The sequence below is a fragment of the Pedococcus sp. P2_E2 genome (assembly GCF_056403955.1).
Genome location: NZ_JBFUEM010000001.1, coordinates 83347 through 102216 on the forward strand (window position 1 = coordinate 83347; position 18870 = coordinate 102216).

Consider the following 18870-nt stretch of genomic DNA (forward strand, 5'->3'; position numbering starts at 1 on the left):
AGGTTACGGCCCTCAGATGTTCCGCAGCGGAGCAAGGAGCGATCTGACGACGTCGTGGGGACTGTAGTCCCGGGTGACCCGTTCCCGCGCAGCCCGCCCAAAGTCGCGGCATTCGTCGGGATGTTCGAGGAGGAATGACGCGGCATCCGCAAGCGCTCTGGCGTCGTTGACCGGCACGACCAAGCCCGTCTCCCGATCGGTCACGCTGTCCACCGCACCGGTAGCGGTCGTGGTCACGGCCGGGATGCCCATTGCTGCAGCTTCCAGTACAACATTGGGAAATCCTTCTCGCAGGGAAGGAAGAACAAGAAACGTCATGAGGGAGAGAAACGGCCGCACATCCTCGACGAAGTCGACGGTAACCACCCTGAGCCCCGACGACCGTAGTAACGCCAAGTAGCGCCTTGAGTCAGGCTCGTCTTGGGAGCCCACCACAAGCAGCTGGGCGTCGGGAGCATGGCTCTTCAGCATCTCAGCTGCCGTGACCAAGGTGTCGAGACCCTTGTCATGAGTCAGTCGCCCTACGAAGCCAATGACTGGGTTACCCAGCAGGATGCCGAGAGACTGAGCGAGCACCGTGTCCGGCGGGCGCGGGGCAAAGTGCTCCGAGTCGACACCGTGACTGCTGCCCGGTGTAGTCCGATGAACCTTCGATGCAGGCGCAAGACCCATTTCGGTGAATTTGCTCGCCAGTGAGGGGGAATTTGCCACGATCACAGTCGACATCGCTGCCGTCAGCATTTCCATGCTGCTGAGAACCTTGAGCCGAATACCAACCTCGCCCTCGAGGCGGAGACCGCCGAGGTAGTACATCCGCTGTGGCACCCTGAACATCCACGACGAGGCTTGGCCGAGGAGGCTGGCTTTGGGCGTAGCCGTGATCACGACGCTTGGACCAACTCGCTTGACGAGGCGGATCCAATGATAGAGAGCAGAAATGTCTGACCAGAGGGAGATCTCGCGAGACATGTCTAGGGCATGCACCGTGACGCCGAGATCTCGTCTCAGGGCCTCCAATGACGGGCCCGCCGAGGAAACGATATGAACGTCGTAGCGGTCGGCCAACTGTCGAATTAGTTCGCGATGGAACTTGTCCAGTGTGACCGGAATCGTCGACGTGAGCAGGGCTCTCTCACGACCTGCAGTCATTCGTCCAAACGACTTTCGCGAGCGAAAGGGCGAGAGATTCTCACTGAGGGTGCCCCTGGGCCGCTTCAAGGTCTGTGATGCTTCGTATGTAGGTGTCGGCGCCGGGCAGGACATCAAAGTCCTCCTTGAGGATGCCGACATACAGGAGGTCCGTGAAGCCTCCATGCCGCCAAACGTGTTTACGTGCTGTCCCCTCGATCGTCCAACCACAATGCTTGGTGTACGCCTTGATGGACGGACGGTTGGTGGCCAGGATTGTGGAGTGGAGGCGTTGGAGCCCAACGTCGTAGAAGGCGAATGCCATCACCGTCATGATTGCGTCCGTGCCGAGTCCTCGTCCTCGGACATTTTCGCTCCCGCCCAACTTCAGGGCGGTCAGAGCGTTGCGATTGTGCCAGTCGATGTCCCATAGTCCGGTGAGTCCAATAGGCCCACCCTCGATCTCATCGACCATCCAGCGCCGAGTGTTGGGCTGCGAGGGTGAACGGAACCAGGTCTCCTGTTCCTGCAGGGATGTAGGCCAGTCCCAACCAACCACGTTCGAACGCACTACTGGGTCGCTGTTGAGGTCGGTGATGAATGCCTGGTCGGTGCTTTCGATGGGACGAAGGCGAATGTGCTTGCCCAACATCAGCGACTCCTCGTCGTTCGGGTGGCCTTGAGCGATTCAAGGCCCTTATGCACTGCGGTGCCCACGTGGTTCATGTCCGCCACACCGTAGCGATGGTCTATGGGGACGGAGAGAAACCTTTGGGGCCAGTCTGATACGTCAGGCAGCAGTTCCGAAGGCGGCCAGTGGATGGGGCAGTAGATCCGCCTCCGGGCCAGCCAGTCACGGAGGGCTTGTGGATCCGGAACCTCCAGAACGATATGGGAGGGGTTGGTTGTGGCGCTCGGTGGATTCAGGATGCGGAGCGCTGAATGCCGGCCCAGCGCCCTGACGAGGGCTTCGGCGTTTCGTCGGCGACGGACGGCCAACTTGGGCAGATCAAGTCGTCGGAGGAGGTTTAGCGTAGGCGCGCTCATCGCGCGAGGCGTCAGGTCGACCGTTAGCGCGCGCTCGGACTCGTGGAACATGGGCAGGTGGCTGCTTTGTGGCTCGGGCTCCGACAGGTTGGCCGTCTTGGTGCTCATTGCTTTACGTCGCTGGGCAACGGCGTCACTGTTCGAGGGGCCGACCTGCGTGTCCTCCGTGGGAAGCCCAATGGCGTAGCCACCATCAAATACCGGCAGCAGCTTCCGCAGGCTGGCTACTCGGATATCGGTTTCAATGCAGGGCTCGTCCAGCACTCTGTGGCTCTCGTCGGTGACGACCACAACACCAGCGCCTCGAGCGGCGCGCAACGCGGCGACCATGTCACCCGAAGGGCCGCGTCCAAAGTATGGGGCGTTCAACAGGACTGAGTCTTTCAGTGATCCGATGGCGTCAGGCGGGGTTTCCAGGTCGGGCGTCGTCGGAAGCGCGACAACCTTCCAGTCCTTGGCGAACGGCTCGATCATGCTGTCGCACAGGTAGCCAGGCACATGGATTGTGCGCAGGCCGCGACGCCACAACGACTCCGCGGTCAGCGAAAGTGCCTGGCGTCCGTTGGCCACGTATCTGGTGAGCGGGCCGTCCCACGGGAGGACCCCGGTCGTCCTCGTGAGGTACTCACCGCCCACGAGCTCGAAGTCGGATCCGATCTCAGCGGCCGAAGACCCAAGCGCCGCCTGTGGGTCGCTGCTACGCATGGGGGCCGCTCTTCGTACGTGGACCGTCCTTGAGGTCGTCCACGTCCACGGCAGACTGACCGATGATGACGCCTTCGCCCAGGAGGGCCTTGGGCAGGGTCATCGCCACGATGAGACAGTCCCGCCGGAAGGAGAGGGTCTCGATGTACTCGAGGTCCGACTCAATCCGCAGCGACCAGGGTGCGTTGTTCCTGTGCCGCACCTGGGCAAGTCCCGTCAGCCCGGGCCGGACCTCCAACCGTCCCAGTTGTCGCGGCGAATACCTCTCGACCTGGGATGGGAGAGCGGGTCGTGGGCCTACAAAACTCATCTGGCCGTTCACGATGTTCAGCAGCTGTGGCAACTCGTCGAGGCTGAGTCTCCTCAGGAGGCTGCCGATCGGCGTCACCATCGCAGCAGTCGGATAGTTGTTCGACTTGGCCTCGGTTCCCACCTGCATGGTGCGGAACTTGTGGACCCGAAATGGGTTCCCTTGCCTTCCGGCCCGCACTTGATGGAAGTGAATCGGTCGACCACTGGTCAACAGGATGAGGACCGCACAGGTCGCATAGACCGGGGAGAGAAGCACGCCCAGAGCAACGGCGCCGATGACGTCCAAGGGCCTCTTGACGTGTCTCGCATAAGCGGAGTGGGGGCCAGACATTTCAGCCTCCCGCTCGATACGCCGGGAAGTGGCGACGCTCGCCCAGGTGGGCACGTGAACCCAGGGAGCGCCCAACGAGGTCGTCATACACAGCTTCATTCACGACCAGTCCCGTGGCTGAATAGGTGAATCGGCGTCCACCAAAGGCCCTCTTGAACTTGAAGAGGGCGTCCTCGCCCCTGAGTCCGCCACCGAGGTGAAACTGAGTCACGCCAATGGTGCCCGCGTACTTGAGCGCCCCCCAGAGGAGCAGGTTGTTGACACCCAACCGCGCTGCTTCGACCTGTGAACCTGACAGGTGATAGTGCAGGAAGCGACCGTGTCGCATGAGCAGGGCAGCAGCGTGAGTCGTGCCGTCGGGGGAGATGACCTCGGAGATCGCCAGGTTCGGACCAAGGGCTGTAAGCAGTTTGGTGTAGTAGCCATCCGAGAATGTGTACGAGGGCACCGCCTCTCGCCGCGTCATCGTGCTCTCGTAGAGGTTTCGGAACGGGCTTCCTTCGACAAGGTCCTCGCCGGCCACCGGGCGGACGGCATTCGTATATCCCGCCTTGATCGCCTTTCGCACAGCGGTCCGGCTTCGGCCTTCCATACGTTCCCACATGCCCTCTTCGGGGCCGATGTCGACCGCTGTCGTGGGGTGGTCCTCGACCACCGAGACCTGGTTCGCGGTTCGGGGTGCTTGCTGAACGAGAGGGGAATGCCGGAGGAACGCGCTCACGATCCCGAGATCAGACAACGCCGTGATGGTTTCGCGCCAGGCAGTGTCGAGGTCGCGATCCGACAGATTTGCGGCGGCATAGACGCCCGAGTAGCCATAGGGCGAAGTGGCGTCCTTCACGCCATTTGCAAGGGGACGAACGGCAAGGGGGATCAGCCACCCGCCGTCGAACATCTCCAGCAGCCTCCACGTGCCGTTGGCCTCGGAGGCGTCGACACCGCCATAGGCAGGCGTGAAGTAGATGTCCGGTGAGACCAAGCCTCTCGGTACAGACCCCTCGTCGTGGCAGTTGATCACAAGGCCCTCAGCGCGCGCCGCAAACTCAGAATCACGCGCTCCACGTCCGGCTCCGACAGGATCGAGCCGCTGGGGAGGGTGATGCCATTCGCGAACAAGCGGTCGGAGACGCCGTTGCGGAAAGATCGCGCTTCGGCGAACACCGGTTGCGCGTGCATCGGCTTCCACAGGTGACGGGCCTCGATGTCTTCCCGTTCCAGGTGGGCGATCACATCGCCCGCGTGAGCGGTCGCTTCGTCAGGGTCAAGCACCACACAGGTGAGCCAGCAGTTGTCTGCCTCTGAGCCACGCGGCGCATCTTCGCCCAGGAGGCGAAGGCCGGGCACGTCGGCCAATCCAGCGGCATACGCCTTCCTGATCTCGCGGCGACGGGCGATCATCTCGTCCAACCGGGTCAGCTGGCCACGGCCCAGCGCTGCCAGCACGTTCGACAGCCGGTAGTTGTAGCCGATGTCGGTGTGCTCGTACCACGGGACGGGTTGGCGAGCCTGCGTGGAGAGGTACCGCGCGCGCGAAAGGAGTTCGAGGTCGTTGCTGACCAACATGCCACCGCCCGACGTGGTCATGATCTTGTTGCCGTTGAAGGACAGCGCTGCTGCGCGACCGAAGGATCCCGCAGCCCTTCCCTGATAGGTGGCACCAAGGGCCTCGGCTGCGTCTTCGAGGAGCGGGATCTCGCGTTCTTCGAGAGCCCCCACGATGGCTGCGTAGTCGGCGGCACGGCCGAACAGGTCGACCGTCATGACTGCCGCTATCTGCTTGCCCTCGCTGCGGAGCGTGTCCACGGCCTCGAGCAGCAGGGTCGGGTCGACGTTGCCGTCGGAGGCCTGCGAGTCGACGAAGACCGGCTCGGCGCCCGTGTAGGCGATGGCGTTGGCGCTCGCGGCGAAGGTCATCGATGAGACGACGACGACCGTGCCTGGCTTGGCGCCAACGTGCAGCAGGGCCAGGTGGAGGGCAGCGGTACCGGACGAGAGGGCGAGGGCGCCGGCGACTCCGAGACGCTCAGCGACCTCCGACTCGAAGGCGTCGACGTGGGGTCCGAGCGGAGCCACCCACCCCGAGCGGATGGCATCGAGGACGAACGACTCCTCGACGTCAGTGATGTCCGCCTTGGAGAGGTAGATGCGTTCCATCACAAAGTGGCACCCAGCGGTGCCCGAGCGGTCGACTCCTTGCGCATCCAGTCCGCTGCTGCCGCGTGGCTCGACGGACCTGCTTCCAGGACTTCCGAGCGGTCGATGGCCGGCACGTCGACGCTGGACACCAGTGCGTGACTCGTGGGCTTGCGTTGCTCGCTGGCGGAGAACAGCTCCTCGCCGAGCTTCTCGCCCTGGCGCAGGCCCGTGTAGACGATGTCGATGTCGCGCCGGCCGGACATCCGCAGGAGGGTCTTGGCGACGTCGACGATCTTCACCTGCTCGCCCATGTCGAGCACCATGACCTCGCCGTCTCGGCCGATCGAGGAGGCCTCGAGCACGAGCTGGCAGGCTTCGGGGATCAGCATGAAGAAGCGCTCGACGTCGGGGTGGGTGACGGTGATCGGGCCACCGCGCTCGATCTGGGCCGTGAAGGCGTGGACCACGGATCCGCGTGAGCCCAGCACGTTGCCGAACCGCACCGAGACGTAGCGACCGGGGAAGCGGAGGGAGAAGTCCGCGGTGATCCGCTCGGCCAGCCGCTTGCTGTAGCCGAGAACGCAGATCGGGTTGGCGGCCTTGTCCGTGGAGATGTTGACGAACGTGCCGACCCCGACGCGGGAGGCTGCTTCGAGGACGTTCAGGGTGCCGAGGACGTTGGTCTTCCACGCCTCCAGCGGGTGGGACTCGAGCAGTGGCAGGTGCTTGAGCGCGGCCGCGTGGAAGACGATGTCAGGCCGGGCTCGGTTGAACGCGTGGTCCATCGCCTCGACGTCGCGGATGTTGGCCAGGATGAGCTCGTCGCTGTCGAGCAAACCGTGACCGTGCAGGCTCATCTGGATGGCCTGGAGTCCGGACTCGTCCCGGTCGAGCATGAACAGCTTGGCGGGTCCGAAACGCGCGATCTGGCGACACAGCTCGGAGCCGATCGAGCCGCCGGCACCGGTGACGAGGATGCGCTTGCCGGCGATCTGCTCGGCGATGGTCGCCATGTCGAGCTCGATCGGGCGTCGGCCCAAGAGGTCCGCGACGTCGACGTCGCGAAGGTCCCCAGCGGTCGGCCGGCCATCGATGATGTCCCGGACGGGCGGGAGGGTGAGCACCTTCAGGCCGGCATCCTCGGCGAGGGCGGTGAGCTCACGGATGGTGCTTGCCTCGGCCCGTGGAAGGGCGATGACCAACGTCTGCGCGCTGTACTTGGCCGCGACCCCTCCCATGTCGGCGCGCGACCCGCGCACCCTGATGCCTTCGACGCGAAGTCTGGCCTTCGCGCGGTCGTCGTCGAGGAGGGCAACCGGCTGGTAGCCACTGCCCACGTCGCGGATCAGGCTCCGCGTGAGGCGGCGGCCGGCCTCGCCCGCGCCGAATACGATCGCCCGCTGTTCCTCAGGAGCGTGGGCAGCCCTGCTCGTGCGCATCGTGCGGATGATGAAGCGGGCCGCGAACATGCCGAGCATGGCGAAGGCCGGTGCCGTGAACGGGACGCTCCTGGGCACAGGTCCGAAGTGCAGGCCGAAGACCAAGGTCATCAGGACGAGCGTCGTGAGGAGCACCGTGCGTCCCACGTCGTAGGTCTCTTCGAACGAGCCACGGTCGTGGCCGACCGCATAGGGCCCGAAGAAGGTGCCGAACCCGAGCTGGGCCACGACGGCGACGGCGGTGAACCACAGCAGGGGTGGGGCGACGGTCGGCGCCAGCTGGAGGTCGAACCTGAGCCACGCAGCCATGAACACCGCGACGACCCAGACACCTGCGTCGACCAGAGCCCACATCCAGCGGTTGACGCGCTCACGGCGTACCCGACGGACGGCAGACATCCGATCTCCTCCCGCTGGTAGTCGGCCCAAACGATCGTGAGTTTAACGTCAATTGCGGCAAAGGCCGGACACCACGACGTCAGCGTCATTCGTGTCCGCTGGGCAATTCTGCAGGTCAGTGGTTGTTTTCAAGGCGTGTAGGTGTGAAATGCAACCAAACGGAGGAGTCCACCCATCGACCATCCGCAGCCGGCTCCGGGCGTCAGCCCAGGGACGAGTAGAACTCGCAGCACGCGGCATACGTCGGGAGCAGTCCCTGCTCCTTGGCCTCGGCGAGGCTAGGCGCCTCGGCGTCCTTCGGCGAGAGCAGCGGCGTCTCCATCCCCTCGGGGAGCAGGAGCCCCACCTCCGGGTCCAGCGGGTGTATGCCGTGTTCGCGGCTCGGGGTGTAGGGAGCGGTGACGAGGTACATCGCCGTGGTGTTGTCCTCGAGCGCGGCGAACGCGTGCCCCATGCCCTCCGGCAGGTAGACCGCGCGACGGTCGATCGTGTCGAGGAGCACCGAGTCCCACTGACCGAAGGTGGGGGATCCCACCCGGATGTCGACGATGTAGTCGACCAGGGAGCCGCTCAGTGCGGTGATGTACTTCGCCTGGGAGGGCGGGACGTCGGCGAAGTGGATGCCACGGACCGTGCCGCGCGAGGAGACCGACACGTTGGTCTGCACGATCTCCGGACGGTGCCCGATCACCTCGGCCAGCCGGTCCCCGCGGAAGGACTCGAGGAAGACACCCCGGTCGTCGGGAAACTGACGTGGCGTGATCTCGAACGCGTCCGCGATCTTCAGCGGTCGGATCTCCACTAGAGCGTGCCCCGCTTCTCCTCGAGCAGCCCCGACATGTAGGCGCCGTAGCCGCTCTTCTCCAGCGATGCGGCCAGTGCGGCGAACTCGTCGTCGCTGAGCCAGCCGTTGCGCCAGGCGATCTCCTCGACGCAGCCGATCTTGTGCCCTTGGCGCGCCTCGACGACGTGGACGAAGTGCGCCGAGTCCATCAGTCCCTCGAAGGTGCCGGTGTCGAACCACGCGGTACCGCGGGGGAGCACCGTGACCGAGAGGTCACCACGCTGGAGGTAGGCGTCGTTGATCCCGGTGATCTCGAGCTCGCCGCGCGGACTCGGCTCGAGGTTGCGCGCGATCTCGACGACGTCGTTGTCGTAGAAGTACAGGCCGGGCACGGCGTAGGAGGACTTCGGCCGCTCCGGCTTCTCCTCGATCGAGAGCACCTGGCCGTCGTCGGCGAACTCCACGACGCCATAGGCCGAGGGCTCGGTGACGTGGTACGCGAAGATGTTGCCGCCGCTCACCGTGGTGTTCGACCTCAGTGCGGTGCCGAGGCCGGTGCCGTAGAAGATGTTGTCGCCGAGCACGAGGGCGACCGAGTCGTCCCCGATGAAGTCGGCTCCGATGATGAACGCCTGGGCCAGGCCGTCGGGGCTGGGCTGCGCGGCATACGACAGCTCGATGCCCCACTTCGAACCGTCCCCGAGCAGTCGCTGGAACTGGCCCTGGTCGTCCGGCGTGGTGATGACCAGGACCTCGCGGATGCCGGCCATCATCAGCGTCGACAGCGGGTAGTAGATCATCGGCTTGTCATAGACGGGCATGAGCTGCTTGCTGATGCCCAGTGTGATCGGGTGCAGTCGCGTGCCGGAGCCGCCAGCCAGGATGATCCCCTTCATGGGGCGACCCTATCGGCAGCCGACGGAAGGCTCCTGCGACGCCGCCAGACCGACGGGATCATGCGGAACAGTCCCCCCAGGGCGCGGGCACGCACCCGGGTGGTCGGCGCCGGTCGCTGAGGCGCAGGCCCCTGCGACACCTCACCCTCATCCGTCCCGCGACGGTGCGCGGCCTGCCTCAGGAGCCTCGACAGAGGAGCGTTGGCGAGCAGGACGGCGAGCCGGTTGCGCAGGTTGTAGAAGTAGAACCGGTCGCTGCCATGGTGTGACGATGCGCCGTGCCGGTGCACCGCGACAGCGCTCGCGACGTAGGTGACGCGGAAACCGCCGCGCCGCAGCCGCCAGCTGAGGTCGACGTCCTCGTAGTAGAGGAACAGGTCGGCCCAGAACCCGCCAACGGCCCTCACCGCACTCGTGCGCACGGCCGCGGCGCCACCACAGAACCCGAAGACGTCGGCGAACGCCGGCCCGTCGAACTGGCCTTCGTCGCGCTGAAGGTAGCCACGGTCCGATCCGCGGCCTCCGGCCTCGACCACGACCCCGGTGGACTGAAGGACCCGGTCGGTCCCCTCGAGCAGGATCTTCGACGTCGTCGCGCCCACGGCGGGATCGGCGACCAGGGGCTCGACGAGGGAACGCAGCCAGGCCGGCTCGGCGACCGCATCGTTGTTGAGCATCGCGACATAGGGCGTGCGCACCTGCTCCAGGGCCGCGGCCATGCCACCGGCGAAACCGCGGTTCGTGGGAAGGCGCAGCAGGCGGAGGTCGGTCTGGGCGGCCACCCACTCCGCGGTGCCGTCGGTCGACGCGTTGTCGACCACCAGGACGTCGAACTCACCGGCTGCGACGTCTTGGGAGCGCAGCGACTCGATGCACTCCTTCAGCAGCTCCAGCCTGTTCCAGGTGACGACCACGACGGTGGTCAGGGGCTGACCGCCCGTCACGAGGTGCTCTGGGGACCGCTCCAGGAACCGGCGACCTCGACGAGCCCAGTCGGTTCGAGTCCGCTGTGCGGAAGCACCTTGAGGTCGAACGCGCGCTCGCGCCAGTCGAAGACGTGGGTCGTCGACTGGTCGGTGATCGCGGCCGTGAACGACAACCGTCCCGGCACGAAGGTGACGCGGTCCATCGTGAAGTCGACGAAGCCGTTTCCGGACACGCGTCCTGTCGCCACCTCGGACAGGTGGGTGTTGGGTGCGCCGATCGGCCACCCCTGCTCGGACCAGATGGCCAGGCCGAAGTTGGGGTCGTCGATCGGCTCGCGGGTCGAGTAGTGGAGTCGCACCGTCAACGGGGCACCGAATTCGACTGCGACAGTAGCGTGGCCGCGTGCGTCGAGGAACTCCACGTCCGTGACGCTGGCATCACCCGAGCCCCAGCGGTTCGGGTCGGCGGCGATGTCGGCCTGCTCCGGATCCAGGTCCTGCGCCCGACCGAGTTCCTCTGCCCGATCGAGGTCCTCGCGGTTCACCTGCTGCAGGTAGCCGTCGATGACCTCGCGCGCCGTCCCGACCTGGCGCACCGTGCCCTCGTCGATCCACACGGCGTGGTCCGCCAGCTGTTCGACGAGGCTGAGCGAGTGCGAGACGAAGAGGATGGTCACGCCGCGTCGCCGCAGGTCGTGCAGGTGGTCGAAGCACATCCGCTGGAACTGCTCGTCGCCCACCGCCACGACCTCGTCGACGATCAGCACCTCAGGGTCGAGGTGGACCGCCACGGCGAACCCGAGGCGCACGAACATGCCTGAGCTGTAGACCTTGACGGGCTGCTCGAAGAACTCGTCCAGGCCCGAGAAGGCCTTGACGGCCTCGACGTCGGCGTCCACCTCGGCGCGGCTGCGCCCGTTCATCGAGCCGGCCAGGTAGACGTTCTCGCGACCCGTCAGCTCAGGGTGGAACCCGGCCCCGAGCTCCAGGAGGGCCGTGACCCGACCGGTGACGTGCACGGTGCCGCTGCTCGGCGGGAAGATGCCGGCGATCAGCTTGAGCAGGGTGCTCTTGCCGGAGCCGTTGGCACCGATCAGCGCAAAGGTGGACCCGTGCGGGATCTCCAGGGTGATGTCGTCGAGGGCCCGGAAGTGCTCGGCACGCTGACCACGGGGCGTCAGGACCCGGTGCTTCAGGCTGCCGGCGTGGCCGTGGTCGATCTTGAAGTCACGCGTCACGTTGATGACGCGCACGGCATACGAGCTCATGGCACCTCCGCGACGCGGGCGGCGCGCCCGCGGAACGCCAGCCAACCGAGCAGGAGCGAGACGATGGTGAGGGCCACCATGGCCAGCACCGCGCCCGCCGAGGGCGAGCGCAGGTTCCACAGCGCGTCACGCAGCGCCTGCACGAACGGCGCGACCGGGTTGAGCGACAACAGCACGGACGGCAGCGACCCGTCCTCGAACTTCCTGTGGACGAAGTCCGGCGGATAGATGATCGGCGTCGCGAAGAACAGCAGCTGGAGCCCGACCGCCAGGAAGTGGCTGACATCGCGGAAGGCCACGTTGAGCACGGACAGCCCCAGGCCGATCCCGAAGGCGAAGCCGCCCACGAGCACGACGATCACCGGCGCCCACAGGACCGTCCACCCGATGTTGCCGACGATGGTGAAGGTGACCACGAGGAGCACCAGCTCGACCCCGCGCTCGATCAGCGTCGCGGCGGTCAACCCCACGAGGGGCGCGATGACCGGAAAGGCCACCTTGCGCCGCAACGGGATCAGCTCGAGCAGACCGTCGACCGTGCGCTGGAGAACGGTGGCGAAGACGTTCCAGACCACGAGCCCGGTGAACAGGTAGACGGCGAACAGCTTCAGCCCGGTGGGGGACGGCGGCATACCGCGATCGGCCCCCAGGACGATGCCGAAGACCACGGAGTACGTGGCGAGGACCGCGAGCGGCATCGCCAGCGACCAGGCCCAGCCGAAACGCGACCCCAGGAAGCGGGTGCGCAGCTCACGGCGGACGAAGTTGGACGTCAACGACGAGAACCGGAGGAGGTCGGTCAGGTGCTCGCGGTAGACCCGCGGGCCCACGATGGCCGCACTCTTCACCGACCTGTGTCACCCCACCTGCTTGGTAGCCTCTGGGGCCACTTGAATGCTCTGCCGTGACGAAGGATACGGGATGCGCCGACGACAGACGGACGATGACGGGTCGACCCTCGTGTTGTCCTCCATGCTGCGGGGGAGGGACAACGCGTTCGGATTCCTGCGGTTGATCCTCGCCAGCGCCGTCATCGTCGACCACGCCTTCCCGCTCGGTGGCTTCGGCGAGGACCCGTTCTGGCGCTACACCCACGGCCAGAACAGCATCGGCGGGCTCGCGGTCGAGGGCTTCTTCGTCGTGAGTGGTTTCCTCATCGCACGCAGTGCCATGTCAGCCGACACGCTTCAGTTCCTGTGGCGGCGCGTCCTGCGCATCTTCCCTGCCTACTGGCTCACCCTCGTGGTCTCGGCGGCGGTCGTCGCCCCGGCGTTCTACCTGCGCCACCACGGCACGCTCGCGGGTTTCTGGACGGCTGCGTTCCCAGGGCCGCTCACGTACTTCACGCGGAACTGGAACCTGCACATCGGCCAGTACGGCCTGCTCGACGTCTTCGCCGAGACCCCCTACGGGCACCAGGTCGGCTGGAGTGTCCTCAACGGGTCGCTGTGGACCCTCGAGTACGAGTTCCGCTGCTACCTGCTCGTCGGTGCGTTCGCCCTCTTCGCGATCTTCAGCCGGGCCCGGGTACTGGTCCCCGTCTCCGCGGCGGCCCTGCTCCTGCTCGGGTCCCTGTCCGCAGCGGCACCCGACGTGGCCAAGGCCATGGCCCCGTGGCTGGGCGACCTCCAGTTCGTCCAGCTCGCCGCCACCTTCCTCGTCGGCAGCACCGCCGCCGTGTACGCCGACCGCCTGCCCGTGAACGGACGGCTCGCCCTCGGCGGCCTCCTGGTTGGCCTGCTCGCCCTGTTCCGCGTCGGCGGGTACCACCTCATCGGCGTCCCGGCCATGGGCTACGCCCTGCTCTGGTTCGCGTATGCCGCGCCGGCGCGCGTCAAGTCGGTGGCGGCGAAGAACGACTACTCGTACGGCATCTACGTGTGGGGGTTCATCGTGCAGATGGCCCTGGCCTCCCTGGGTGTCCACCGCCTGGGGATCCTGCCCTACATCGTGATCGCCTGGTCGGTCACCTTCGCCTTCGCGTTCGCCAGCTGGCACCTCGTCGAGAAGCCGGCGCTGCGGCTGAAGTCCTGGGGACCTGGGCGGGGGCTGGCGTTCTGGCGCGGGTGGGCTCGTGGCCGAGTCGAGGCGTGGGGCGACGCGCCCGCTCGCACCGCCGGGGCCGATCCGGCGGGAGTCGGTTACAGTCACGCGGGCGTTCGCGAGGAGCTCGATCCTGACGCGGCCACCATCGATCTAGGGGGATCACCACGTTGAGCAAGCTCGGACACGTCCTCGTCACCGGCGGGGCGGGCTTCATCGGCTGTGCCCTCAGCCAGCTCCTGACGGCACAGGCCGACTCCTGGACAGTCCTGGACAGCCTCCACCCGCAGGTCCACCCCTCTGGCGGCAGGCCGGCGCTGCTCGCCGACGAGGCCACCCTGGTCGTCGGCGACGTGACGAAGGCCGAGGCCTGGGACGAGCTCGGCGACCTGCGGCCGGACACCGTCATCCACCTCGCCGCCGAGACGGGCACCGGGCAGTCGCTCACCGAGGCGTCCCGGCACGGCCGCGTCAACGTCGTGGGCACCACCCAGCTGACGGACTGGCTCGGGCGCGTCGACCACCTGCCGGCTCACGTCCTGCTCACCTCGAGCCGGGCCGTCTACGGCGAGGGCGAGTGGGAGCGCCCGGATGGTTCCCGGTGGTATCCGGGCCAGCGGTCCCACGACCAGCTCGAGCGCAGGCAGTGGGACTTCGAGGACGGGCACGGGCTGCCGGCCCGGGCCGACCTCACCGCCCCTGCCCCGACGAGTGTCTACGGCGCGACCAAGCTCGCCCAGGAGCACATCCTCGCCGCGTGGGCGCTCAGTCGCGGTGTGCCCCTCAGCATCTTCAGGCTTCAGAACGTCTATGGGCCGGGGCAGTCCCTGACCAACTCCTACACGGGCATCGTCACGCTGTTCTCCAGGCTGGCCAGGCGCCAGGAGGAGATCCCGCTCTACGAGGACGGCGACATCACCCGTGACTTCGTCTACATCGACGACGTCGCAACGGCCCTCGCCGCGGGTCTGGCCCAGGCTCCGGCGGACGTGCGGGTGCTCGACGTCGGCTCGGGCAGGCCGACGACCATCGGGCAGCTGGCCACCGAGATGGCCGCCTACCACGGCGCTCCGCCGCCTGTCGTCGTGGCCAAGTTCCGCGACGGCGACGTGCGCCATGCGCTCGCCGACATCTCCACGACCCGGGCCGAGCTCGGCTGGGCGCCTGCCGTGAGCCTCACTGAGGGCGTGGGACGCCTCCAGGAGTGGGTCGAGACCGAGGAGCACGCGACCGTATGACCGCGCCAAGCCTTCAGATCCACTCGATCCTGTTCAACAACGAGGCCGAGCACGTCGAGCGCTTCCTCGGTGCCATGGCCCGGTCGATCGAGCTCGCCCGGTCCGCCGACGTGGTGGGGAGCACCCGCGTGGTCCTCGGGGACTGTGGCCCGACTCCCGCTCTGGGTGATGAGCTCCTGCTCCGGCTGCGCGAGGAGGTCAAGGGACTCGGGATCGACGACGTCGACTACCGCTTCTTCGGCAAGAACCTCGGGTCGGCAGCAGGGCACAACGCGCTCCTCGAGGACCTCGCGAGCGACTACGTCATGATCGTCAACCCCGACACCGTGCCGTCGCCCCGCCTGGTGGAGGAGCTGTTCCAACCCTTCGGGGCACAGGCGTCGGTGGGACTGGTCGAGGCCCGCCAGCTCCCCTTCGAGCATCCCAAGCCCTACGACCCCACCACCGGCGAGACACCGTGGGCCACCACCGCCTGCGCCCTCGTCTCCAAGGAGGTCGTCGACCGCGTCGGCGGCTTCGACAACGAGGCGTTCTTCCTCTACTGCGACGACGTCGACTGGTCGTGGCGGATCCGGCTCGCCGGCTACCGCCTGATCCTGCGCGACAGCGCCAGGATCTTCCACGACAAGCGGCTCAACGACGACGGGACGTGGATGGTCGGCGGCGCCGAGGAGTACTACTCCGCCGAGGCCGCGTTGATGATGGCCCACAAGTGGGGCCGCCCGGACCTGGTGAAGAAGTACTCCCGTGACCTCACGGCATACGGCAGCGAGCTGCAACGCAAGTCCGTGACGACGTTCGAGGAGCGGCGCGCCGCGGGCACGCTGCCCGAACCCGTCGCCGACGCCGCGACCGTGGCCACGTTCGTGGACGGCGTCTACGCCGTGCACCGGTTCTAGGGGCGCTCGATGACTGGTGACCAGTACAAGTTCGTGTACGGCCCCGAGACGGTCTACGCCCGCGTGGTCTCGCTCGTCGAGGAGCACCATGCCCAGAACGACGGCGCGGTGCACCTGGACCTGGGCTGTGGGTTCGGGGCGATCGCCGAGCCGGTCCGCGACCTGGGGCTGACCTACGTCGGCGCCGACCTCGCCGACGCCGGGATCGCCGAGCTCAAGGGTCGGGGCTTCGAGGCTCACGAGGTCAACCTCGACGACACCGCCGGGTTGCCCGCGACACTCGAGCGCATCCTCGCGGGCCGGCCCCTCGCGAGCATCTCCATCATCGACACCCTCGAGCACGTCCTGCACGGCCCGGCCGTCCTGGCGGCCCTCGGCGAGCTGAGCCGCACCAACGGCGGCGCAGCGCTCATCCTCGGCGTGCCCAACGTCGCGCATCGTGACGTCGCCATCAAGTTGCTCCTGGGTCGGTGGGACTACACCGAGACGGGGCTGCTCGACCGCACCCACGTCGTGCACCACACGGAGGACCTGGTCGACCGGTGGACCAGGGCCGCCGGATGGCGCGAGGTCGGGGAGGCAGACTTCAACCTGCACCTGAGCGACCAGCACTTCCCGCCCGACAACGTCGCCCTCTCGGACTCCACCGAGCTCGGCGCGTTCCTGCGCAGCCTCACGCAGCGTGCCCATGGGCACTCCGAGACCAACCAGCTCGTCCGGGCCTACCTCCCCGGAGCCCCTCGAGGGTCAGCCTGGCCGGAACCGCATGAGGGCGAGGGCCCGTTCCTCTCCGTGATCATGCGAACCCAGGGACGCCGGCCCGAGGCCATGCGCGACGCGCTCACCTGCCTGATGGGCCAGACCAACCAGGACTTCGAGCTCATCGTGCTACCGCACCGGGTCAGCTACGAGCGACAGCTCGTCGTGGAGCGGATGATCGACGACCTCCCGGAGGGGCTGCGCTCGCGCAGCCGCGTCATCGCGGTCGACACGGGCGGTCGCTCGCGACCCCTCAACGTGGGAGTCGAGGCGGCCCGCGGCCAGTACATCGCGATCCTCGACGACGACGACCTCGTGCTCGGTCACTGGGTCCAGACGTTTGCGACCATGGCGGCACGCAAGCCCGGGCGCCTGCTGCGTGCGGTGGCGGTGGAGCAGGACATCACGGAGCAGCCTGCGACGACCGGTGCTTCCGTCGGGCACCGCACCGTGTCGGCCGTCCGCAAGAACTTCGAGTCCACGTTCGACCTCTACGACCACTTCACCGAGAACCAGTCCCCGCCCGTGTCGGTGGCGTTCCCCCGCAGCGTCTTCCGCGACCTCGGCGTGCGTTTCGACGAGGCGCTCAACGTCCTCGAGGACTGGGACGTGCTGCTCCAGACCGCGCTGGTCGCGGGGGTGGCCCAGTCGCCGCACGTCACGAGCGTGTACCGACGTTGGCTCGTCGGCGAGGCCTCACACACGCTGCACGACGAGCGCGAGTGGAAGGCCACCGAGGACGCCATCGTCTATCGGCTGGACCGGGGCCTGCACGTGTTCCCGCCGGGGACGATCGCCCGGATCCGCGCCGCCAGGACCGGCGGATCCGAGTGGGACCCGACCGCTCATGCCTGGGTCCGCAAGCTGGAGGGCGACATCGCCGAGCTCCGGGGCGCCCTGCTGGCAGCCGAGCAGGATGCGGCCGACCTGCGGACGTCCCGCTCGTGGCGCGTGATGGCGCCGGTGCGAGCATCGGGACGCGTGCTGCGCAAGCTCACGGGCGGCCAAGCAGCCCGCTGACGAGCCGCCCGCTGACGAGCCGCCCGCGGCCCCCTCGCTCGACAACGACAGCGACTACCGACTGCCGCCTACCGACTGCCGACTACCGTGCGCGCAGCGCGCGGAGCACCTTCTTGACCGGGGGCCCCACCGGGGTGCCGGCCAGGGCGACGCGGGACCGGTGCAGCCGCCGCGCGGCATACCCCTTCACCCGGACGCGGAAGGGTCGGTGGGTGAGGGCGAAGAACTCGAGGTCGCGCAGCCGCGTCGCCGAACCGGGGGCCAGGGCGACCGCTGAGGAGTCGAGACCGTCGAGCACGCGGGTGCGCACCTCTCCCCAGCTCGCCTCCGGGAGCTCGGCGAACGAGTTCTCGGCGTGCGGCCACACCCGGTAGACCGCGGTGATCTCGGGCGAGGACGCAACGCCGAGCCGCAGGGCCGACCGCAGCAGCAGGTCCCAGTCCTCTAGCACGGGCAGCTCGGTGTCCCACCGCAGGTTCCAGACGTGCGCCTGGCGGCTCAGTGCCCACGAGTGGATGGGGGAGTGGTTGTCGACGAGATGGCTCACCAGGTCGAACGTGCTCATCCAGCGTTTCTCGACCGGGGCGACCGCGCGGAATCCCGCAGGTGACAGTGGGAGGAGCTCCATGGCCTGGGCCACGGCGCAGGCGCGCAGCACCGTCGGCCGTCCCGCCGCGACGGCCAGCTCCCTGAAGGTCTGGACCCAGTGGCCCAGGACGAGGTCGTCGTCGTCGAGGGCCGCGAGGTAGGCGCCGCGGGCGCGGCGATGGCCCTCGACCAGACCGGCGGCGCGACCGCCGCCCAGCACCTCGACGGCCTGCACGCGGCCACGGAACTGCGCCGGAAGGCCCTGCACCAGCTCGAGCAGGCCCTGCCAGCCCTCGGGAGCCGGGTCGTGGGCCAGGACGAGCACCTCGAAGTCGTCGTCGGTCTGCCCCTGGAGGCACGCCAGGACGTCCACCAGCGTCTCCAGCCGCCGGGGAGTCGCCTGGGTGCGGACGAGGACGGACAGGAACGGCGCGCCGTCGTCGTGCCCTGGCTGGCTCCGGGCGGTCTCCGAGACGTAGGTGCGCACCAGCGGCCGACCCTCGCCGGGGAGGCCGACCTCGGAGCGCACCTGGTCGATCGCCGCGACGAGCCCTCCCGCGACCACGGAAGGCGCACGGGGAGAGGGCTCCCGGTCCCAGGCGTACCCAGCTTGCGCCAGCCTGGCGTCGACGTCTGCCACGGCCTCGCCCGGCCAGGAGGGAGCCTGCCCCAGCAGGGCGGCGACGACCACGGACGTGGGCACGGGGTCTGCCGCGAGGACCACGATCACGGCCGGGTTGCTCGACGCGGCCTCTGCCACCATGCCGGCGTCCGGCAGTCCCTCGGTGACGGACAGGACCACCGTGGGCGACTCGGTGTCATCGGCCCGCCACCCCTGGGGCGCGGTCGCAGGCAGCACCCCGAGCACCCGCGCTCGCGGATGACTGGCGTAGACCCCACCCAAGTTCTCCCACACGAGCAGCGATCCTCCCATGGCCCACCACGCCAGCCG

At 67.6% G+C, this 18870-nt stretch carries 17 protein-coding genes; 4 read left to right on the plus strand and 13 right to left on the minus strand.

Features of this window, described 5'->3' with window-relative positions:
- Window positions 1-12: 12 nt before the first annotated feature.
- The 12 genes from AC1DWR_RS00370 to AC1DWR_RS00425 all read right to left on the minus strand — a co-directional run bounded on the left by AC1DWR_RS00370 (window position 13) and on the right by AC1DWR_RS00425 (window position 12219).
- Window positions 13-1149 (minus strand): glycosyltransferase family 4 protein, encoded by a 1137-nt coding sequence (locus AC1DWR_RS00370; protein ID WP_477623253.1) that lies wholly within the window; start codon window positions 1147-1149, stop codon window positions 13-15.
- A 40-nt stretch (window positions 1150-1189) separates the two neighbouring features.
- Window positions 1190-1780 (minus strand): GNAT family N-acetyltransferase, encoded by a 591-nt coding sequence (locus AC1DWR_RS00375; protein ID WP_477623254.1) that lies wholly within the window; start codon window positions 1778-1780, stop codon window positions 1190-1192.
- Window positions 1780-2880 carry a hypothetical protein gene (locus tag AC1DWR_RS00380; RefSeq protein ID WP_477623255.1) on the minus strand — a complete coding sequence of 367 codons (1101 nt, stop codon included), beginning with the start codon at window positions 2878-2880 and terminating at the stop codon, window positions 1780-1782. Before AC1DWR_RS00380 ends, AC1DWR_RS00375 begins: the two co-directional genes overlap by 1 nt.
- The gene (locus AC1DWR_RS00385) at window positions 2873-3478 is read right to left on the minus strand and encodes a sugar transferase (RefSeq protein WP_477623256.1); all 606 of its coding nucleotides are present in this window, start codon (window positions 3476-3478) and stop codon (window positions 2873-2875) included. The genes AC1DWR_RS00380 and AC1DWR_RS00385 overlap by 8 nt, the downstream gene beginning before the upstream one ends.
- A gap of 46 nt (window positions 3479-3524) precedes the next feature.
- Window positions 3525-4502, minus strand: coding sequence for a GNAT family N-acetyltransferase (locus AC1DWR_RS00390; protein ID WP_477623257.1), 978 nt, complete (start codon window positions 4500-4502; stop codon window positions 3525-3527).
- A 35-nt stretch (window positions 4503-4537) separates the two neighbouring features.
- Window positions 4538-5677 carry a DegT/DnrJ/EryC1/StrS family aminotransferase gene (locus tag AC1DWR_RS00395; RefSeq protein WP_477623258.1) on the minus strand — a complete coding sequence of 380 codons (1140 nt, stop codon included), beginning with the start codon at window positions 5675-5677 and terminating at the stop codon, window positions 4538-4540.
- Window positions 5677-7497 carry a polysaccharide biosynthesis protein gene (locus AC1DWR_RS00400; RefSeq protein WP_477623259.1) on the minus strand — a complete coding sequence of 607 codons (1821 nt, stop codon included), beginning with the start codon at window positions 7495-7497 and terminating at the stop codon, window positions 5677-5679. Before AC1DWR_RS00400 ends, AC1DWR_RS00395 begins: the two co-directional genes overlap by 1 nt.
- Before the next feature lie 202 nt (window positions 7498-7699).
- On the minus strand, window positions 7700-8299 hold the full coding sequence (locus tag AC1DWR_RS00405; protein ID WP_477623260.1) for a dTDP-4-dehydrorhamnose 3,5-epimerase family protein: 600 nt from the start codon (window positions 8297-8299) through the stop codon (window positions 7700-7702).
- Complete coding sequence (gene rfbA, locus AC1DWR_RS00410) at window positions 8299-9177, minus strand: glucose-1-phosphate thymidylyltransferase RfbA (protein WP_477615972.1); 879 nt, start codon at window positions 9175-9177, stop codon at window positions 8299-8301. Before rfbA ends, AC1DWR_RS00405 begins: the two co-directional genes overlap by 1 nt.
- On the minus strand, window positions 9174-10121 hold the full coding sequence (locus AC1DWR_RS00415; RefSeq protein WP_477623261.1) for a glycosyltransferase family 2 protein: 948 nt from the start codon (window positions 10119-10121) through the stop codon (window positions 9174-9176). The genes rfbA and AC1DWR_RS00415 overlap by 4 nt, the downstream gene beginning before the upstream one ends.
- A complete protein-coding gene (locus AC1DWR_RS00420; protein ID WP_477623262.1) occupies window positions 10118-11371 on the minus strand; it encodes an ABC transporter ATP-binding protein in 1254 nt (417 codons plus the stop codon). Before AC1DWR_RS00420 ends, AC1DWR_RS00415 begins: the two co-directional genes overlap by 4 nt.
- A complete protein-coding gene (locus AC1DWR_RS00425; RefSeq protein WP_477623263.1) occupies window positions 11368-12219 on the minus strand; it encodes an ABC transporter permease in 852 nt (283 codons plus the stop codon). Before AC1DWR_RS00425 ends, AC1DWR_RS00420 begins: the two co-directional genes overlap by 4 nt.
- Window positions 12220-12292: 73 nt before the next feature.
- On the opposite strand from AC1DWR_RS00425, the gene AC1DWR_RS00430 reads away from it, so the two are divergent.
- From AC1DWR_RS00430 to AC1DWR_RS00445, 4 genes are read left to right on the plus strand one after another with little or no spacing between them, the layout of a single operon-like run.
- The gene (locus AC1DWR_RS00430; RefSeq protein ID WP_477623264.1) at window positions 12293-13588 is read left to right on the plus strand and encodes an acyltransferase family protein; all 1296 of its coding nucleotides are present in this window, start codon (window positions 12293-12295) and stop codon (window positions 13586-13588) included.
- Entirely contained in the window at window positions 13585-14652 is a 1068-nt protein-coding gene (locus tag AC1DWR_RS00435) for an NAD-dependent epimerase/dehydratase family protein (RefSeq protein WP_477623265.1), read from the plus strand. Before AC1DWR_RS00430 ends, AC1DWR_RS00435 begins: the two co-directional genes overlap by 4 nt.
- Window positions 14649-15551 carry a glycosyltransferase family protein gene (locus AC1DWR_RS00440; protein ID WP_477623266.1) on the plus strand — a complete coding sequence of 301 codons (903 nt, stop codon included), beginning with the start codon at window positions 14649-14651 and terminating at the stop codon, window positions 15549-15551. Before AC1DWR_RS00435 ends, AC1DWR_RS00440 begins: the two co-directional genes overlap by 4 nt.
- Before the next feature lie 9 nt (window positions 15552-15560).
- Entirely contained in the window at window positions 15561-17330 is a 1770-nt protein-coding gene (locus AC1DWR_RS00445; protein WP_477623267.1) for a methyltransferase domain-containing protein, read from the plus strand.
- A gap of 82 nt (window positions 17331-17412) precedes the next feature.
- Here the strand turns inward: AC1DWR_RS00445 and AC1DWR_RS00450 are convergent, their stop codons facing one another.
- A complete protein-coding gene (locus AC1DWR_RS00450) occupies window positions 17413-18834 on the minus strand; it encodes a glycosyltransferase (RefSeq protein WP_477623268.1) in 1422 nt (473 codons plus the stop codon).
- Between the last annotated feature and the right edge of the window lie 36 nt (window positions 18835-18870).

Bases quoted from the DNA above. Each gene is read 5' to 3' on its own strand.
- AC1DWR_RS00370 (WP_477623253.1), bottom strand. From the start codon at position 1,149: ATGACTGCAGGTCGTGAGAGAGCCCTGCTCACGTCGACGATTCCGGTC.
- AC1DWR_RS00375 (WP_477623254.1), bottom strand. From the start codon at position 1,780: ATGTTGGGCAAGCACATTCGCCTTCGTCCCATCGAAAGCACCGACCAG.
- AC1DWR_RS00380 (WP_477623255.1), bottom strand. From the start codon at position 2,880: ATGCGTAGCAGCGACCCACAGGCGGCGCTTGGGTCTTCGGCCGCTGAG.
- AC1DWR_RS00395 (WP_477623258.1), bottom strand. From the start codon at position 5,677: ATGGAACGCATCTACCTCTCCAAGGCGGACATCACTGACGTCGAGGAG.
- AC1DWR_RS00400 (WP_477623259.1), bottom strand. From the start codon at position 7,497: ATGTCTGCCGTCCGTCGGGTACGCCGTGAGCGCGTCAACCGCTGGATG.
- rfbA (WP_477615972.1), bottom strand. From the start codon at position 9,177: ATGAAGGGGATCATCCTGGCTGGCGGCTCCGGCACGCGACTGCACCCG.
- AC1DWR_RS00420 (WP_477623262.1), bottom strand. From the start codon at position 11,371: ATGAGCTCGTATGCCGTGCGCGTCATCAACGTGACGCGTGACTTCAAG.
- AC1DWR_RS00430 (WP_477623264.1), top strand. From the start codon at position 12,293: ATGCGCCGACGACAGACGGACGATGACGGGTCGACCCTCGTGTTGTCC.
- AC1DWR_RS00440 (WP_477623266.1), top strand. From the start codon at position 14,649: ATGACCGCGCCAAGCCTTCAGATCCACTCGATCCTGTTCAACAACGAG.
- AC1DWR_RS00445 (WP_477623267.1), top strand. From the start codon at position 15,561: ATGACTGGTGACCAGTACAAGTTCGTGTACGGCCCCGAGACGGTCTAC.